Below are 13,793 nucleotides of genomic sequence, written 5' to 3'. Positions count from 1 at the left end.
CCCCGGACGCGCGGACGCCGCCGGGGCCACGACAGGCAGGTCGTGGTCCCGACGGCGTCAGGTTGCGCAGGGCAGAGGCCGCTACCGCGTCAGGTCAGACGCAGGAACCGACCACGCGCCACGGGCTCCAGTGCGTCTCGGTGCCCGGTGCGTTGGTGTGGACCCACCAGTTGGCCTGGTAGTTGACGCCCTGGTGGGACGCCACCTGGCCAGCAGTGTAGATGCCCGCCGTGGTCCAGTCGCCGTAGCATCCACCGGGAGCGTCCGAGTCGACCGGGCCGGCCTGCGACGCGCGGTAGACGTCCGCGGCCGTACCGACCAGCTCGTCCTCGTAGTCACCTGCGAGGTCCCACCACATCGAGCCGCCCAGGCCCTTCTCCGCGACCCACTTCGCCTTGAACTCGACGGCGCGCGGGGTGTCGACCGTCCACCACTCGTTGCCGTCGTAGCGCCAGGACGAACCGGTCGTCTCGTCGAAGTACTCGGTGCCCAGGTCGCGCAGCTCGAAGTACTGCTTGTACCCGGGCTCGTGCGTGCCCTCGGCCACGCCCGCGGCGGACTGCCACGCACCGTCCGAGTCGCCGGCCACGACGCCCGTCCAGCCACGGCCGAACGCCGGGATGCCCAGCGTGATCTGCTGCGGGTCGACGCCACGGCTCAGGTACAGGTCGATCCCCTGCTCGACCGAGATCTCGCCCGTGTAGGTCGGGTCGTCGTGCAGGTTGGACTGGTGCCCGGCCAGGTTCGGCGACCAGCCACCGTGCAGGTCGTAGCCCTGGATGTTGCCGTAGTCGAGGTAGTCGAAGATCGCCGGGGCGTCCCAGCCGGCGTTGATGACCGTCGGGTTCACGGGGATGTACGAGGACAGGAGGTACTCCTTGTCCTTCGTGGCACCGTACTCGTCGAGCTGCTCGCGGAACTCCGCGAGCAGCGCCGTGAAGTTCGCCTTGTCGTTCACCGGGTCGACGAAGTTCTCGGGGTGCTGCGACCAGTCCGGGGCCCCCGGCCACTCCCAGTCGATGTCGATGCCGTCGAAGAGGCCGGCTGCTGCGCCCGCGCCTCCGCGACCGTCGATCTCCGGCAGGTTGCCCTCGAGGTAGAGGTCGATGCACGAGGACACGAACTTCTCGCGGGACTCGGGCGTCGCCGCGGCCTTCGAAAAGAACTTGGACCAGGTCCAGCCACCGATCGACACCAGCACCTTGGTGTCGGGGTTCTTCTCCTTGAGCTTGAGGAGCTGGTTGAAGTTCCCGGCGAGCGCCTGGTCGGCAGAGTCCGCGACCCCGTCGATCGAGTCGGCCGCGCTGACGGCGTCGACGAAGTCGGCACCGGCGACACCGGCCCCGTCGTTGCCGCCGGGGGCGGGCGACCCGTCCTTGTCGGAGATGAAGCACGTCAGGTCGGTCGGGTGGATGTTCGCGAACGCGTAGTTGACGTGCGTGATCTGGTCGGCCTGGCCGGACTCCTGGAAGTCCTTGACCGTGTAGCCGTAGTTCTCGGGAGCCCACGACATGAAGTAGCCGACGTTGCGGTACCCGTTGATGTCGTTGTCACCGTTGGGGCTGACCGCGGCGGGTGCGGCCGGCGCGGCCGTCGCGGTGCCTGCCGCGACCAGGCCCGACGCCACGAGGGCGAGGGTCGTCGCGGTCACCACGGCACCGGCGGCACGGCGGGTGCGGCGTGGTAGCGAGGGGTTGTTGCGGGATGCGTGCAAAGGGAGGCCTCTTCGTCTTCCGTGCGCTGACTCCGGTCCGTTCCGGAGCCCCAGGTGCTGGGGGTCTCGGAACGGACCCCAGCGGCTGGGCACTTCCGAACCTAGCCAGCGTCGCGCGCGAAAGATGTACGGGGCTTCCACACGGTTCACAGCGGTCACATAAGGGATTTCCCTTACCTAACCGGTGAATCGCTCGAAACGGTACGAACGGTAGGTTTCCGCGGGCGACGGGCCGCTACGCCTCGACCAGGATCGTCACCGGGCCGTCGTTGACGAGCTCGACCTGCATGTCCGCACCGAACACACCGGTCGCGACCTCGACGCCCTTCGTACGCAGCGCGGTGACCACCTCGGCGACGAGCGGCTCGGCCACGTCCCCCCTCGCCGCGCCGTTCCACGACGGACGCCGCCCCTTCCTGGTGTCCGCGTAGAGCGTGAACTGGCTGACGACCAGGACAGGTGCACCCTCGTCGAGCACCGACCGCTCGTCACGCAGGATCCGCAGCTCGGCGACCTTGCGCGCCACCAGCTCGACCTGCGCAGGCCCGTCGTCGTGCGTCACGCCCACGAGCACGACCAGGCCCGGCCGGTCGATGCTGCCCACGACCTCGCCGCCCACGCTCACGCTCGCGCGCGTCACACGCTGCAGGACCGCCCTCATGCCGCGCGGCCCGGTCCGAACGTGGCCCGCACCTCACCGACGGGCTCTCCGCCACCCAGGACCGGGGTACGGCCGACGCGGTCGAGCGCGGCGCCGTCGGCCCCCGGGAGGGCGCCCGCCCCCAGCGCCGCCAGCGCCGCGACCAGCACCGCGGGGCGCGGGCGAGGGGAACCGTCGAGGACCTTGAACGCGAGCGCCCGCCCGTCCGGCAGGCCCGCACCGTACACGCCGTCCGCGCCGTCCTTGGCGACCAGGCCCGGCACGGCTCGCATGACCTCGGTCGCGTCCCGCCCCGTCCCGCCGACCATCTCGGGGAACGAGGACATCGCGCGCGCGACCAGCGCCTCGGGCCCCCCAGGGGCGGTCGACGGCGCGGCGGCCAACCGCCCGAACGCCCGCGCCATGCCCAGCAGCGTCGTCGAGAAGAGCGGCGCCCCACAACCGTCGACCGTGACGTGGAGGTCAGCGGCGTCGTCACCCGTGAGCTCGAGCACGGTCTCGCGGATCGCGACCTGCAGCGGGTGCGCGAGGTCCAGGTACGTCGCGGTGTCCCAGCCGGCCGCGACGCACGTCGCGAGCATCGCCGCGTGCTTGCCCGAGCAGTTCTGCGTGATCGACGCCGGGCCGTTCCCCTGCTCCTGCCAGGCGAACGCCGCAGGCGGGTGGACCGGCATGTCCGGAGTGTTGCGCAGCGCCGACTCGTCGAGCCCGACCCCCGCGAGGATCTCGCGCGCCCCCGCCAGGTGGAAGGCCTCGGCGTTGTGGCTCGCAGCGCCGAGCGCCAGCAGGCGCGGCGGCAGGGACAGCCCGTTGCGGAGCATCGCGACGGCCTGGAACGGCTTGACCGACGACCGGGGCCAGATCACGGTCGACGGGTCGCCCACCACGAGCTCTGCGGCGCCCGAGGCGTCGAGCGTCACCAGGTGCCCCAGGTGCACGGACTCGACCAGGTCGCCCCGGACGACCTCCGCGAGCGGAGCGGCGGAGCGCAGCACCACGGGGTTCACCACCCGCCCGGACGTCCGCCGCGGTTGCCACCCGAACCGCCGGAGCCACCCGAGCCCCGGCCGTACGGCTTGAGGCGAGGACGCACGTCGACCAGGTAGATCACCGCGGGCGCCACCGCGAAGATGTTGAGGAAGCCGACGCTCGCCCCCATGGGCGGCAGGGCGATGAAGCCCAGCGCGGCGCAGACGCCGAGGATGAGCAGCCAGATGTTCTTGGTCAGCTTCCCCTCGGCCGTGTAGGCGTTCTTGGGGCGGCTCGCGGCATCGACGAGCGCGACGAGCTGCGCGACGAACACCGCGAGGAAGAGGACGAGGTAGACGAGGGTCTGGGCTGCACCGAACACGACACGAGCCTACGGCAGGACGCGCAACGCCTCCGCGCGCGCCGCGCTCGCGACACGCTCGTCCCACACCGCGAAGATCGCGTCCTCGTGACGCAGCACCAGTGCCGAGGCCAGGTGCACGGCGTCCGCGCCGCGCAGCGAGTGCCCGTCGCCCCCCGCGAGCACGCTCGCCCGGTCCAGGATCTCGGGCGAGACCTCGACCAGGTGCAGCGCGGGCCACAGCCTCTCCCACGTGGCGAGCGCCTGAGCCCGCTCGACGGAGTCGAGGACCCCCGCGCGCTCGCCCGCAGCGAGCGCGGCCCGGACCTCGGTGTCCGCCAGGCGACTCGTGCTGACCACGTCCGCCCGGTTCCACAGGGCGCTCGCGAGCTCGGAGCCGGGCTCCGAGACGCACAGCTTCACGAGCGCGCTCGCGTCGAAGTAGACCAGTGCCATGGGGTGCGCCGGGTCAGCGGCGGATGCGGCGCACGAGGCCCGACATCGCCGACTGCTTCGCGGCCGGGCGAGCGGGCGGCGTGTGCACGGGCCGCTCCTCGACGGCCGGGGACAGCAGACCGTCTCGGGTCAGCGACGTGATCAGGTCCGCGCTGCCGATCGCGCTCAGCCGGGCGACCGGGACGCCGCGCTCGGTGATCACCACGTCCTCCCCGTCACGCGCCCGCTCGATCCACGACTTCAGCTCGGCCCGCAGGGCGCTGACGGAAACCTCCATCCCCCGAAGGTACCGGCCAACGCCCGGATTGCGTAGACCTCCACGCGTGCCAGTCCTGCGGATCTGTCGCATGTGCGCCGTGGCGTGCTCGAGCGTGCTCCCCGCGTGCTCGCGACGTGCTCCCGGCGCGCCGGGGCGTCCGGTCAGAGCTCGTGCAGGGCCGCCCGGGCGTCCTCGGGAGACATCCCCGCGGCCTCGAGCGTGTCCACGATCGGTGAGCGCAGCAGCATCACGAGCGACTGGACCTGCCAGTCCCCCGCACCGACCGTCCGCGGGTCGGCTGCCGCCGCCGTGTCGGCCAGGATCTCGCGCGCGGTCGACGGGTCGCGACCCGCGCCGATCGCCTCGGCCAGGACGCGCGTGCCGGCCGCGAACCGGTCGACGATCGCCGCGACGGGCAGGAGGTCGTGGTCGGCCCCCGCGACCGGGCGTGCGCGTCGGGCCAGGACGCGGACGCTGCGCATGGCACGGTCCACCAGGACCGCCTTGCGCTCGATGTCGCCCAGCTCGGTGCGGTGCTTGCGCCCCACGGGACTCACCCGGGACAGCTCCTGGGCGCTCGTCGCGGTGGCCTGCCACTCCTCGAGCGCGGGCTCGGACGCGCGCCCGCGCACGAGCGCGGCGTCCAGGTCGTCGACGTCGCCCGAGCGGAAGCCACGGGCGAGCAGTTCCAGCGTCTCCGCGAGCTCGGTCGTCGCCTCGTCGCCCAGGATCCGGGGCCGACGGCGTGGGTCCCCCGGGGTGAGCGTCGCGACGAGCAGCGCCACCGCGCCTCCGACCAGGGCGTCGACCAGCCGCCCCCCGGGGCCGCCCGTCTGCGTCGCGGGCAGACCCACGATGACGATGGCCTGGACGCCCGCCTGGGTCGCGAGGAGGGCGCCGCGGTCGATGAAGCGGGCGACCAGGGCCGACGACGCGAGGACGACCGCGACCTGCCACCAGCCGGACCCGATGAAGTGGACGACCAGGTCCCCCAGGCCCACGCCCACCGCGACCCCGATCGCGAGCTCGCCGACCTTGCGGACCTGCCGGTCCTGGCTGAACCCGAGACAGACCCACACCGAGACCGGGGCGAAGAACGGGTACGGGTGACCGAGCAGGTAGTGCGCGATCCCGTACGCGACGCCCGCGGCGAGCGAGGCCTGGATGATGGGCCAGAACGCGACCCGGACCCGGGAGGTCCCCTGCCGCAGCCGGGCGCGGAGCACGAGCCGGCGGAACGCCTTGCGGGCCGTCTCGACCGCCCCCGGTTCCGGGGGCGTCGCTCCCCCGGCCGACTCCCGCGCCTGCGTCATGTGCTCCTGCTCACCGCGTCCCACCGTGCCGGAGTCCCGGCACGGTCCTCAGACTCTGTTCTAGATCATGCTCTGGGGTGCGCCCGCGCCCTTGGGGGTGACGCCTCGTGCGACCGGACCGCGCGGCGCAGGCCGGTCGACCGACACGCCCTCGCCGGGGACCACGACCTCCTGGGCCGCGGCGACCGCTCCCCCGTCGCAGTCGACGACGAGCTCGACGTCCTCGGGGGCGCTGCGCTTGAGGACCGCGAGCGCCACCGGACCCAGCTCGTGGTGCCGGGCGACGGACGTCACGACCCCCACGGCACGGCCGGGCGCGACCACCCCGTCCGGCCCCGGGGAGCCGCCCGGCAGGCGCACCTCGGCGCCGGCGACGGGGAGCAGGTGTCCCGAGCCGTCGAGGTGGAGCATCACGAGGCGCCGCGGCGGACGGCCCATGTTGTGCACGCGCGCGATGGTCTCCTGGCCGCGGTAGCAGCCCTTGTGCAGGTGGACCGCGGTGCGCAGCCAGTCGAGCTCGTGCGGGATCGAGCGGTGGTCGACCTCGGTCGCGAGGCGGGGACGCCACGCCTCGACGCGCAGGGCCTCGCTCGCCCAGGTCCCGGCGAGCCGCCACCCGGCGGCCTCTCGGGACGCGACGGCGTCGGGCAGCTCGGCGCGGGGCACCAGGACCAGGCGCCACGGGCGGTGGGCGCCGGGGTGCTCGTCGTCCGCGGGACCGTAGCGCGTGCCGCCTGGCGCGGTGCGTGGCCAGGGGTCGCGCCACGTGACGGGCTCGCCTTCCACGCCCTCCGCGTCGCGGGGCTCGCCCAGGACGGCGATCTCGTCGCTCATGTCGGTGATCTCGACGCGCAGCGAGAACTTCATCCGGTCGAGCCAGGCGGCCAGGGCCGGGGCGTGCGAGCCCTCGGTCACGAGCCACGTGGACTCGCCGTCGTCGACGACCCCTGCCGCGTGCTCGACGTGCCCCTGCGGGCTCAGGACGAGCAGCTCGGTCGAGGTGCGGGGCGCCAGGCCCAGGAGGTCCTGCGACGTGATCGAGTGGAGCCACGTCAGGCGGTCGGGGCCCGTGACCCGCACGACGCCGTGGTGCGAGAGGTCGACGACCGCACCGCCCGACCCGAGCGCACGCTGCTCGCCCGTCGGGTCGCCGTAGTGCCAGGCGACGCCCGCGTCGGGGCCGGAGCCCGCGACCGCGCCGGGGCGCGAGAGCAGCGGGCTCGTCCGGACCGCGGGGTCGGTCTGGGGGGCGTCGTCAGGTCCAGCGGTCACGGTGCAACAACCTCCTCGGCGCCGGTGGGCGCACGTCCGTCCGGCCGCGCGGTGGCGTCGGCCGTGCCTCATGCGTCGGAGGGCTAGAGGCGGTCCAGCTTCGCCGACGCGTACGACTGCAACGGTTGACCGAAGGCCGCCAGTTCCCACACCCACAGGAGCTGGCCCTGGACGTTGCCGTAGAGCCGGTTCGACGCCGTGACCTCGGCCGAGGTGGCCGTGCGCATCATGGCGTCGCTCGACAGGTCCACCCGACCGTTGCCGACGACCCCCAGGTACAGGGTCATGCGGCCCGACGGGTCCGCGATCATGACCTCGATCGCGGACTTGTCCTCGGGCAGCCCCTCGGGGCGCTCGGGGGAGACGCGCCAGTAGCCCGTCTCGGTGGACCAGATGCGGCCGGGCGCGAGGTGTCCCTCGGTGCTCGGCTCGGTCTGGTCGCTCGACGGGTGAGCGGGCGGTGCGGCGGTGTCGTCAGTGGTCCAGTCCTCCGGCACGGTCTCGGGAACCTCGGCCTCGAGGACGCGGATGGTCGACTCGTACCGCAGGTACGGGCCGCCGTCGTGGTCGAACACGACGTCCTGGACGAACGGGGTCTCGGGGATCCCGGGGTAGGCGATGACTCCCTCACCGCGCCAGGAACCCACGAGCCACGCGAGCGGGTAGGCCTCGGGGGCGAGCCCCTCAGGGAACGCGAAAGCCATCTGGTGGTACCTCCGACGGTCCCAGCGGACCGGTGACGACGACGAGGGGAGCGGGACCGTGGTCCCACCGGGCGCGGACGCCCGGAGCGACGCTCAGGTCAGCGCTGACCCTTGTACAGCTTGTAGACGACGAACCCGGCGAACCACGTGATGGTCACGGTCGCGGCGATCAGCAGTCCCAGGAAGATGAGTTCGAGTGCATGCGTGGACATGTCGCCGATCCTACCGTCCGGCCTCTAGGCTCGCGCACGTGACCTCCCAGCCCGTCCCGCCGCTGTCCTCGGCCGCCCCGGCCGCCGTCTCCCGCTCGCTCGTCGTCAAGTCGACCGCGGGCCTCGAACGCCCCGAGGCGACCAACCAGGCCTTCACGGTCGCGGCCGCCGCGGTCGCGGCCGGGGTCGAGGTCAGCGTGTGGCTGACCGGGGAGTCCTCGTGGTTCGGGCTCCCGGGGCGCGCGAGCGAGCTCGAGCTCGAGCACGCGACGGCCCTGCCGGACCTGCTGGACGTGATCCTGTCCGCCGGGACGGTCACGGTCTGCACGCAGTGTGCGGTGCGACGCGGCATCACGGAGGCCGACCTGCTGCCGGGCGTCCGCATCGCCGGGGCGTCGGTGTTCGTCGAGGAGGCGCTGCGCCCGGGGGCCCAGGCCCTCGTCTACTGACGCTCCGTGGCCCTCGCCACGCGTTCCCCCGCTGCCCGACGGCGGTGCTCGCCCCGCGCGAGCACCTCGCCTCTCGCGGCACGGTGGCGGGGCGTGGGCGCCGGGACTCGCCCCGGGGTGGCGGTCTCAGCCGGACCCCGTGCTCAGTCCTCGACGCGGATGCCGATCTCCGCCGCGAACAGCGGCGCCATCTCGACGAGCTGGGGCGGGCTGAGCGTGGCCCCCGCGAGCCTCTCGATGCTCGTGATCCGGCGCAGCGTCGCCCCGCGCAGGTCGGTGTGCGCCAGCCGGGCGCCGGCCAGGACGAGGTGGTCGACCGAGGTGTCCTCGAACACGACACGGGTGGCCTGGGCGTTCGTCAGGTCGAGCTCGTCCACGGTGCACCGCGTGAGGCGCAGGTCGCGGACCGTCGCGCCGCGGAGGTTGACGTACCCGAGCTTGCAGTCGACCAGCTCGACCGACCGCCAGCCCGACTCGTAGAGCTCCGCCGACCCTATCCTCGACCCGGCCACGACGACGTCGTGCCACACGGACCGCGGGGCGCTCAGGACGGGTGCGTCGATCCGTTCGAGCCGGGACTCGCTGAACGTCGCGGCCCGCAGGTCCGCGTGGTGCAGCGAGAGGCCGACGAGGTCGCAGCGCTCGAACGTGACGTCGGACAGGTCCGCGTGGGACAGGTCGCCCCCCTCGAACCGTTCGTCGTGGCGGCGGTCCTCCGCGCCGATCCCCTCGGCGTCGCCCGGGTGACGGACCCCGGCACGCAGCCGCTTGATCCGGGGCGGGACGGTGGTCGAGGACATGTTCTGCGCAGGCACCGCACGACCCTACGCCTCCCACGCCGCGGCGCCTCCGTGCCGCCGCGAGACGTCAGCGGGCGGGCGCGAACCGCCGGATCAGCAGGTACATCTCGCACCCCAGGCACAGGCCGAACGCCGCGTTGAGCACGGCCGCCACCAGGGCCAGCGCCGCAGCGACCGGCACGGCCACGAGCGACACCGTGAAGCCCAGGACCACGCCGACCCCCGTGATGACGAACCCGACACCCTGCGCGAACCGGGGCGGACGCGGGTCCTCGCGCTCCGCCGTCGGGCCGAGCCTGGGTTGGACGAGCGCCTTGAAGACCCAGCCCTGCCACGTGCCCTGCGCGCCGCGCAACGCCCCCAGCAGGAAGCTCAGCGCGACGAACGTCAGCAACCACAGCCCCGCCTGGGAGGCGCCCAGGAGCAGGGTCACGGCGAGCAGCAGTGCGGTGATCCCGGCCCCGACGCGAGGGCCCCGCGGGTCGATGCCCGGGGCCACGCTCGAAGAAGGGTGCGGGTCGTGCGACATGGCGGCTCCTCGGTCGGCCCGCCCCGGTGGGCGAGCGGTGTCAGGCGACGGACCCGGCGGGCACGTCGAGCGCCTCGACCGCCTGGGCCCGGTTCACGCTGCCGCTCATCCGAGCGACCTCTCGACCGGACGGGTCGAGGACGAGCACCGTCGGAGTGCGCAGTATGCCGAAGGTTCGCACGAGATCGTGGTGCTCGTCGACGTCCATCTCGCGATGTGTCACGTCGGTGCGCGCCGCGACGACCTCGTCGAGCACGCGGGCCGTGTGCCGGCAGGGCGAGCAGAACTCGCTCGAGAACTGCACCAACGTCCGGTGCTCCCCCAGCACGATGCCGAGGGCCGCCCAGTCGACCGCGCCGTCCTCGTGCGCGTGCCGGGCTGCGCGGACCACTCCCTGCCGGCGCTGCCACCAGAGCCCGAGCAGCACGCTCGCAGCGAGCACCACGACCAGGACCACGATGCGCCAGACCATGGCGTCGACCTCTCTCTCGGACAGCAGCACGGCAGGTCCGCCGTGCGGCAGGTCGCTCAGCCCACGACCACGCGACCGACCACGAAGACCAGGATCCCCCCGACCGTCACGGGCAGCACTGTCGCAGCAACTGCGGCCTGCCTGCGTTCGAGGGCCGGCAGCTGGTCGAACAGGGCGCGCAGCCCCGCGACCAGCATCCCCGAGACGATGCCCGTCCACAGCCCGTTGCTGATCGCGACCTCGGGCAGCACGTACCCGAGGCCGCCCCCGGCCGCAGCGGCAGCGGCGACCGTCGCGATCGAGCTCCACCACCCGGCGAGCGGCAGCGCCGAGATCGCGGACGCGACGGCGAGCGTCGCCGCGCACGTCACCACGAGCTCCGCCCCGGCGTCGGTACGGTCGGTCGCGATCCAGCCCGCGGCCGAGACCGCGACGACCAGCCCGCTCACGGTGCCCAGGAGCGACTCGACGAGCCGCGGACGGCCGTCCCGACGCAGCATCTCGGCGACGAACGCCAGCACGATGCCCATCGCGAGCACGAGCGGCAGGTTGCGCAGCGCGGGCTCGCCGTCGGTCGCGAACACCGCGGCGACCGCGCCGACACCGGTCAGACCGATCACCAGACCCGAACCGCCCGGGGCGGGCTGCCCCAGCAGCGCGGGCCACCCGACGGCGACCAGCACGACGAGCACGGCGGCCGCGATCGTCAGGGGCACGAGTCCGAAGAACGCGGCGGCGGCGACCGCCGCGGCCACCACGGACGTGGCGACGGCACGTGAGGAGAGGCCCACTAGGCACACTCCCCCGGCGACGCGAGCGGCGAGGTTGCGGGGGCGGCACCGGGTCCGCAGAGGCTGAGCACGAACATGAGTCTCCCAGATGACGCCGCACGAGAACACGAAACAAGGTTGTAACAGCGCACAGGCCTTGGTCACCCCGTCGACCCCTGTTCCACGCGCTACGGTAATGATTCCGGCCTCCTCGGGGGTCACTGGGAGGAGGTGCGTCGGTGGCAGAGCTGTTGATCCTGACACCGGCGACAGGTGGGTCCGTCGACATCCTGCCTGCGCTGGGACTGCTGTCGCACCGCTTGCGGGTGCTACCCATGGAGCCGTCGGCACTCGTCGACGCGCCCGACTCGGACGTCGTGCTGCTCGACGCACGCCGCGATCTCGCGGCTGCCCGCACCACCTGCCGCCTGCTCCACGCGACCGGCCTGACGGTCCCTCTCGTCCTCGTCCTGACGGAGGGCGGCCTGACCGTGGTCACCGCCGAGTGGGGGGCCGACGACCTGCTCCTGGAGCACGCGGGCCCGGCCGAGGTCGAGGCCCGGCTGAGGCTCGTGATCGAGCGCTCGTCGCACGGCCGTGCCGAGGACGTCCCGCAGGAGATCTCGGCGGGCGAGCTCGCGATCGACGCGGGCGGGTACACGGCACGCCTGCGGGGACGCCCGCTCGACCTGACCTACAAGGAGTTCGAGCTCCTCAAGTACCTGGTGCAGCACCCGGGGCGCGTGTTCACGCGCGCCCAGCTCCTGCAGGAGGTCTGGGGCTACGACTACTACGGGGGCACCCGGACGGTCGACGTCCACGTGCGTCGGCTGCGTGCCAAGCTCGGCCCCGAGCACGAGCAGCTCATCGGGACGGTGCGCAACGTCGGCTACCGCTTCGACCCGCCCAAGGACCGACGCACGGCCGCGGCCTCGGACGCGGACGCGGACGCGGACGAGGGCACGAGCGACGCGCCGGGGACCGGGGCGACCGGACACACTGCCTCGAGCGAGCAGGTAGGTTCGTCCGGGTGACGACCGACTCGAGCGACTTCTCCGCAGCCCTCGTCGACGGCCCCTGGCGGCACGAGTTCGTGCCCGCCAACGGTGCCCGCTTCCACCTCGCGGTGGCGGGCCCCGAGTCCCGCGGCGGCGGTTCGAACGCCCCCCTCGTGCTCCTGCTGCACTCCTACCCGCAGTTCTGGTGGGCGTGGCGGCACCAGCTCGAGGCGCTCGCCGAGGCCGGCTACCGGGTCGCCGCGATGGACCTGCGCGGCACCGGCGCGTCGGACAAGCCTCCGATCGGCTACGACGCCCCGACCCGCACGCGCGACGTCGCGGGCGTGGTCCGTTCGCTGGGTGCCGACCGCGCCGTCGTCGTCGGGCACGGGACCGGTGGCGGCCTCGCCTGGGCCATGGCCGCGCTCCAGCCCGCGGTGACCGCGGGTGTCGCGGCGTTCGCCGCCCCGCACCCCTCGCACGTCCACACGTCGGGCCGCAGGCTCCTGACGCCGCTCGCGCAGCGCCACCTCGCGTTCGCCCAGCTCCCGACGTTCCCCGAGCGGGCCCTCACGCAGGACGACCTGGTCGGCCGGGTCCTGGCCGCCGGGGCCACGACCCCGTTCACCCCTGAAGCGGTGGACACCTACCGCACGGTCATGCGCATCCCGTTCGCGGCGCACTCCGCGATGGAGGCCATCCGCTGGTCGGTGCGCTCGGCGCCGCGGCCCGACGGGCGCCGCTTCCGCAGCGCGCTGCGCCGACCGATCACCATCCCGACGCTCCAGGTCCACGGCGGGGCCGACGGCTTCCTGCGGCGCGAGCTCACCGACGCGGACGCCGCCGCCGTCTCGCGCTCGCTGCGCTTCGAGGTCCTCGAAGGGGTGGGGCACTTCCTCCCGGAAGAGGCGCCCGACGACGTCACGCGCCTCCTGCTGGACTGGTTGCCCACCACACGGGGCTGAGCGGGCTCAGTCCGTCTTGACCATGCCCGCCGCGACCACCGGGTCCGTCTCACCGACCCCGGACGACGGGCACAGCTGCGCGATGGTGCACGCCCCGCACGCCGGCCTGCGCGCGAAGCAGACCCTGCGTCCGTGGAAGATCAGCCGGTGCGAGAGCATGGTCCACTCGCGCTTCTCGATGAGCTCTCCGACCTCCGTCTCGACCTTGACGGGATCCTCCTCGGTGGTCCACCCCAGCCTGCGCACGAGGCGCCCGAAGTGGGTGTCGACCGTCAGCCCCGGGACGCCGAACGCGTTGCCCAGCACGACGTTGGCGGTCTTGCGCCCGACGCCGGGCAGCGTCACCAGGTCGTCGAGGCTCCGGGGGACCTGACCGTCGTAGCGCTCGACGAGCGCCTGCCCGATCCCGATGACCGACTGCGCCTTGGCCCGGAAGAAGCCGGTGGGCCGCAGGATGTCCTCGAGGTCCTCCCGGTCCGCGGCCGCGTACGCGGCCGCGTCCGGGTAGCGGGCGAAGAGCTCCGGCGTGGTCAGGTTGACGCGCTTGTCCGTGGTCTGCGCCGACAGGACCGTCGCGATCAACAGCTCGAGCGGCGTGGTGAAGTCCAGCTCGCAGTGCGCGTCCGGATAGGTCGACGCCAGCTCGCGGTTGGTCCGCCGTGCTCGTCGCACCAGGGCGAGCCGTGACTCGGCGTGCGGGGCTGGTGCAGGACTCGAGGTACCGCCCGAAGTGGTCACGTTCGGCAGCCTACTCGGCCCCACCCACACGCCTCTCCCACGCCTTGCGCGCAGCTCCCGCAGGGTCGGTGGCGGTCCGAGTTGCGCGCATGAGGCAGACTTGTGGGAGGAATCACGAGTACCGGTTCGCTCGAACTCCGCCGATGCAGAC

General features: G+C 73.2%; 17 protein-coding genes. 3 read left to right on the top strand and 14 right to left on the bottom strand.

The genetic code is table 11. The features are described from left to right. Positions 1-94: 94 nt before the first annotated feature. The 9 genes from IE95_RS0100520 to IE95_RS0100480 form a co-directional block, all read right to left on the bottom strand. Entirely contained in the window at positions 95-1,651 is a 1,557-nt protein-coding gene (locus IE95_RS0100520) for a glycosyl hydrolase family 18 protein (protein WP_206053272.1), read from the bottom strand. A 298-nt stretch (positions 1,652-1,949) separates the two neighbouring features. After that, positions 1,950-2,375: a D-aminoacyl-tRNA deacylase gene (dtd, locus tag IE95_RS0100515; RefSeq protein WP_030144013.1), complete on the bottom strand. Its 426-nt coding sequence runs from the start codon at positions 2,373-2,375 to the stop codon at positions 1,950-1,952. After that, positions 2,372-3,373: an asparaginase gene (locus IE95_RS0100510; RefSeq protein ID WP_420819375.1), complete on the bottom strand. Its 1,002-nt coding sequence runs from the start codon at positions 3,371-3,373 to the stop codon at positions 2,372-2,374. The genes dtd and IE95_RS0100510 overlap by 4 nt, the downstream gene beginning before the upstream one ends. Positions 3,374-3,378: 5 nt before the next feature. Continuing rightward, complete coding sequence (locus IE95_RS0100505) at positions 3,379-3,726, bottom strand: DUF2516 family protein (protein WP_036570254.1); 348 nt, start codon at positions 3,724-3,726, stop codon at positions 3,379-3,381. Between the two features lie 9 nt (positions 3,727-3,735). Further along, complete coding sequence (locus IE95_RS0100500; RefSeq protein ID WP_030144010.1) at positions 3,736-4,161, bottom strand: type II toxin-antitoxin system VapC family toxin; 426 nt, start codon at positions 4,159-4,161, stop codon at positions 3,736-3,738. A gap of 13 nt (positions 4,162-4,174) precedes the next feature. Continuing rightward, positions 4,175-4,438: a type II toxin-antitoxin system Phd/YefM family antitoxin gene (locus tag IE95_RS0100495; RefSeq protein WP_030144009.1), complete on the bottom strand. Its 264-nt coding sequence runs from the start codon at positions 4,436-4,438 to the stop codon at positions 4,175-4,177. 143 nt (positions 4,439-4,581) lie between these two features. After that, entirely contained in the window at positions 4,582-5,733 is a 1,152-nt protein-coding gene (locus IE95_RS0100490) for an FUSC family protein (RefSeq protein ID WP_030144008.1), read from the bottom strand. Positions 5,734-5,793: 60 nt separating this feature from the next. Next, on the bottom strand, positions 5,794-7,005 hold the full coding sequence (ygfZ, locus tag IE95_RS0100485; protein WP_051702529.1) for a CAF17-like 4Fe-4S cluster assembly/insertion protein YgfZ: 1,212 nt from the start codon (positions 7,003-7,005) through the stop codon (positions 5,794-5,796). Positions 7,006-7,088: 83 nt separating this feature from the next. Then, complete coding sequence (locus tag IE95_RS0100480; protein ID WP_030144006.1) at positions 7,089-7,709, bottom strand: heme-binding beta-barrel domain-containing protein; 621 nt, start codon at positions 7,707-7,709, stop codon at positions 7,089-7,091. A 250-nt stretch (positions 7,710-7,959) separates the two neighbouring features. Here IE95_RS0100480 and IE95_RS0100470 point away from each other — a divergent pair, with 250 nt between their 5' ends. Then, on the top strand, positions 7,960-8,370 hold the full coding sequence (locus IE95_RS0100470) for a DsrE family protein (RefSeq protein WP_240666188.1): 411 nt from the start codon (positions 7,960-7,962) through the stop codon (positions 8,368-8,370). A 143-nt stretch (positions 8,371-8,513) separates the two neighbouring features. Here IE95_RS0100470 and IE95_RS0100465 read toward each other — a convergent pair whose 3' ends face one another. Genes IE95_RS0100465 through IE95_RS0100450 form a run of 4 tightly spaced genes read right to left on the bottom strand, consistent with a single transcriptional unit; the run spans position 8,514 to position 10,962 of the window. Next, the gene (locus IE95_RS0100465) at positions 8,514-9,185 is read right to left on the bottom strand and encodes a pentapeptide repeat-containing protein (RefSeq protein ID WP_051702528.1); all 672 of its coding nucleotides are present in this window, start codon (positions 9,183-9,185) and stop codon (positions 8,514-8,516) included. A gap of 52 nt (positions 9,186-9,237) precedes the next feature. Next, a complete protein-coding gene (locus IE95_RS0100460; RefSeq protein WP_030144003.1) occupies positions 9,238-9,699 on the bottom strand; it encodes a DUF4395 domain-containing protein in 462 nt (153 codons plus the stop codon). A gap of 40 nt (positions 9,700-9,739) precedes the next feature. Continuing rightward, positions 9,740-10,171 (bottom strand): thioredoxin family protein, encoded by a 432-nt coding sequence (locus IE95_RS0100455; RefSeq protein ID WP_030144002.1) that lies wholly within the window; start codon positions 10,169-10,171, stop codon positions 9,740-9,742. 56 nt (positions 10,172-10,227) lie between these two features. After that, the gene (locus tag IE95_RS0100450; protein ID WP_030144001.1) at positions 10,228-10,962 is read right to left on the bottom strand and encodes a hypothetical protein; all 735 of its coding nucleotides are present in this window, start codon (positions 10,960-10,962) and stop codon (positions 10,228-10,230) included. A gap of 218 nt (positions 10,963-11,180) precedes the next feature. Between IE95_RS0100450 and IE95_RS20780 the strand changes: the two genes are divergently transcribed. Together IE95_RS20780 and IE95_RS20775 are read left to right on the top strand one after the other, a co-directional pair. Continuing rightward, positions 11,181-11,975 carry a winged helix-turn-helix transcriptional regulator gene (locus IE95_RS20780; protein WP_240666186.1) on the top strand — a complete coding sequence of 265 codons (795 nt, stop codon included), beginning with the start codon at positions 11,181-11,183 and terminating at the stop codon, positions 11,973-11,975. Next, positions 11,972-12,904, top strand: coding sequence for an alpha/beta fold hydrolase (locus tag IE95_RS20775; protein ID WP_030143999.1), 933 nt, complete (start codon positions 11,972-11,974; stop codon positions 12,902-12,904). The genes IE95_RS20780 and IE95_RS20775 overlap by 4 nt, the downstream gene beginning before the upstream one ends. 6 nt (positions 12,905-12,910) lie before the next feature. On the opposite strand, the gene nth is transcribed toward IE95_RS20775, so the two are convergent. Further along, the gene (gene nth / locus IE95_RS0100435) at positions 12,911-13,642 is read right to left on the bottom strand and encodes an endonuclease III (RefSeq protein WP_240666185.1); all 732 of its coding nucleotides are present in this window, start codon (positions 13,640-13,642) and stop codon (positions 12,911-12,913) included. Between the last annotated feature and the right edge of the window lie 151 nt (positions 13,643-13,793).

The organism is Oerskovia turbata (genome assembly GCF_000718325.1).
GTDB lineage: Bacteria > Actinomycetota > Actinomycetes > Actinomycetales > Cellulomonadaceae > Oerskovia > Oerskovia turbata.
The sequence above is the reverse complement of the archived record's forward strand: the minus strand, read 5'-3'. Positions and strand labels throughout refer to the sequence as shown.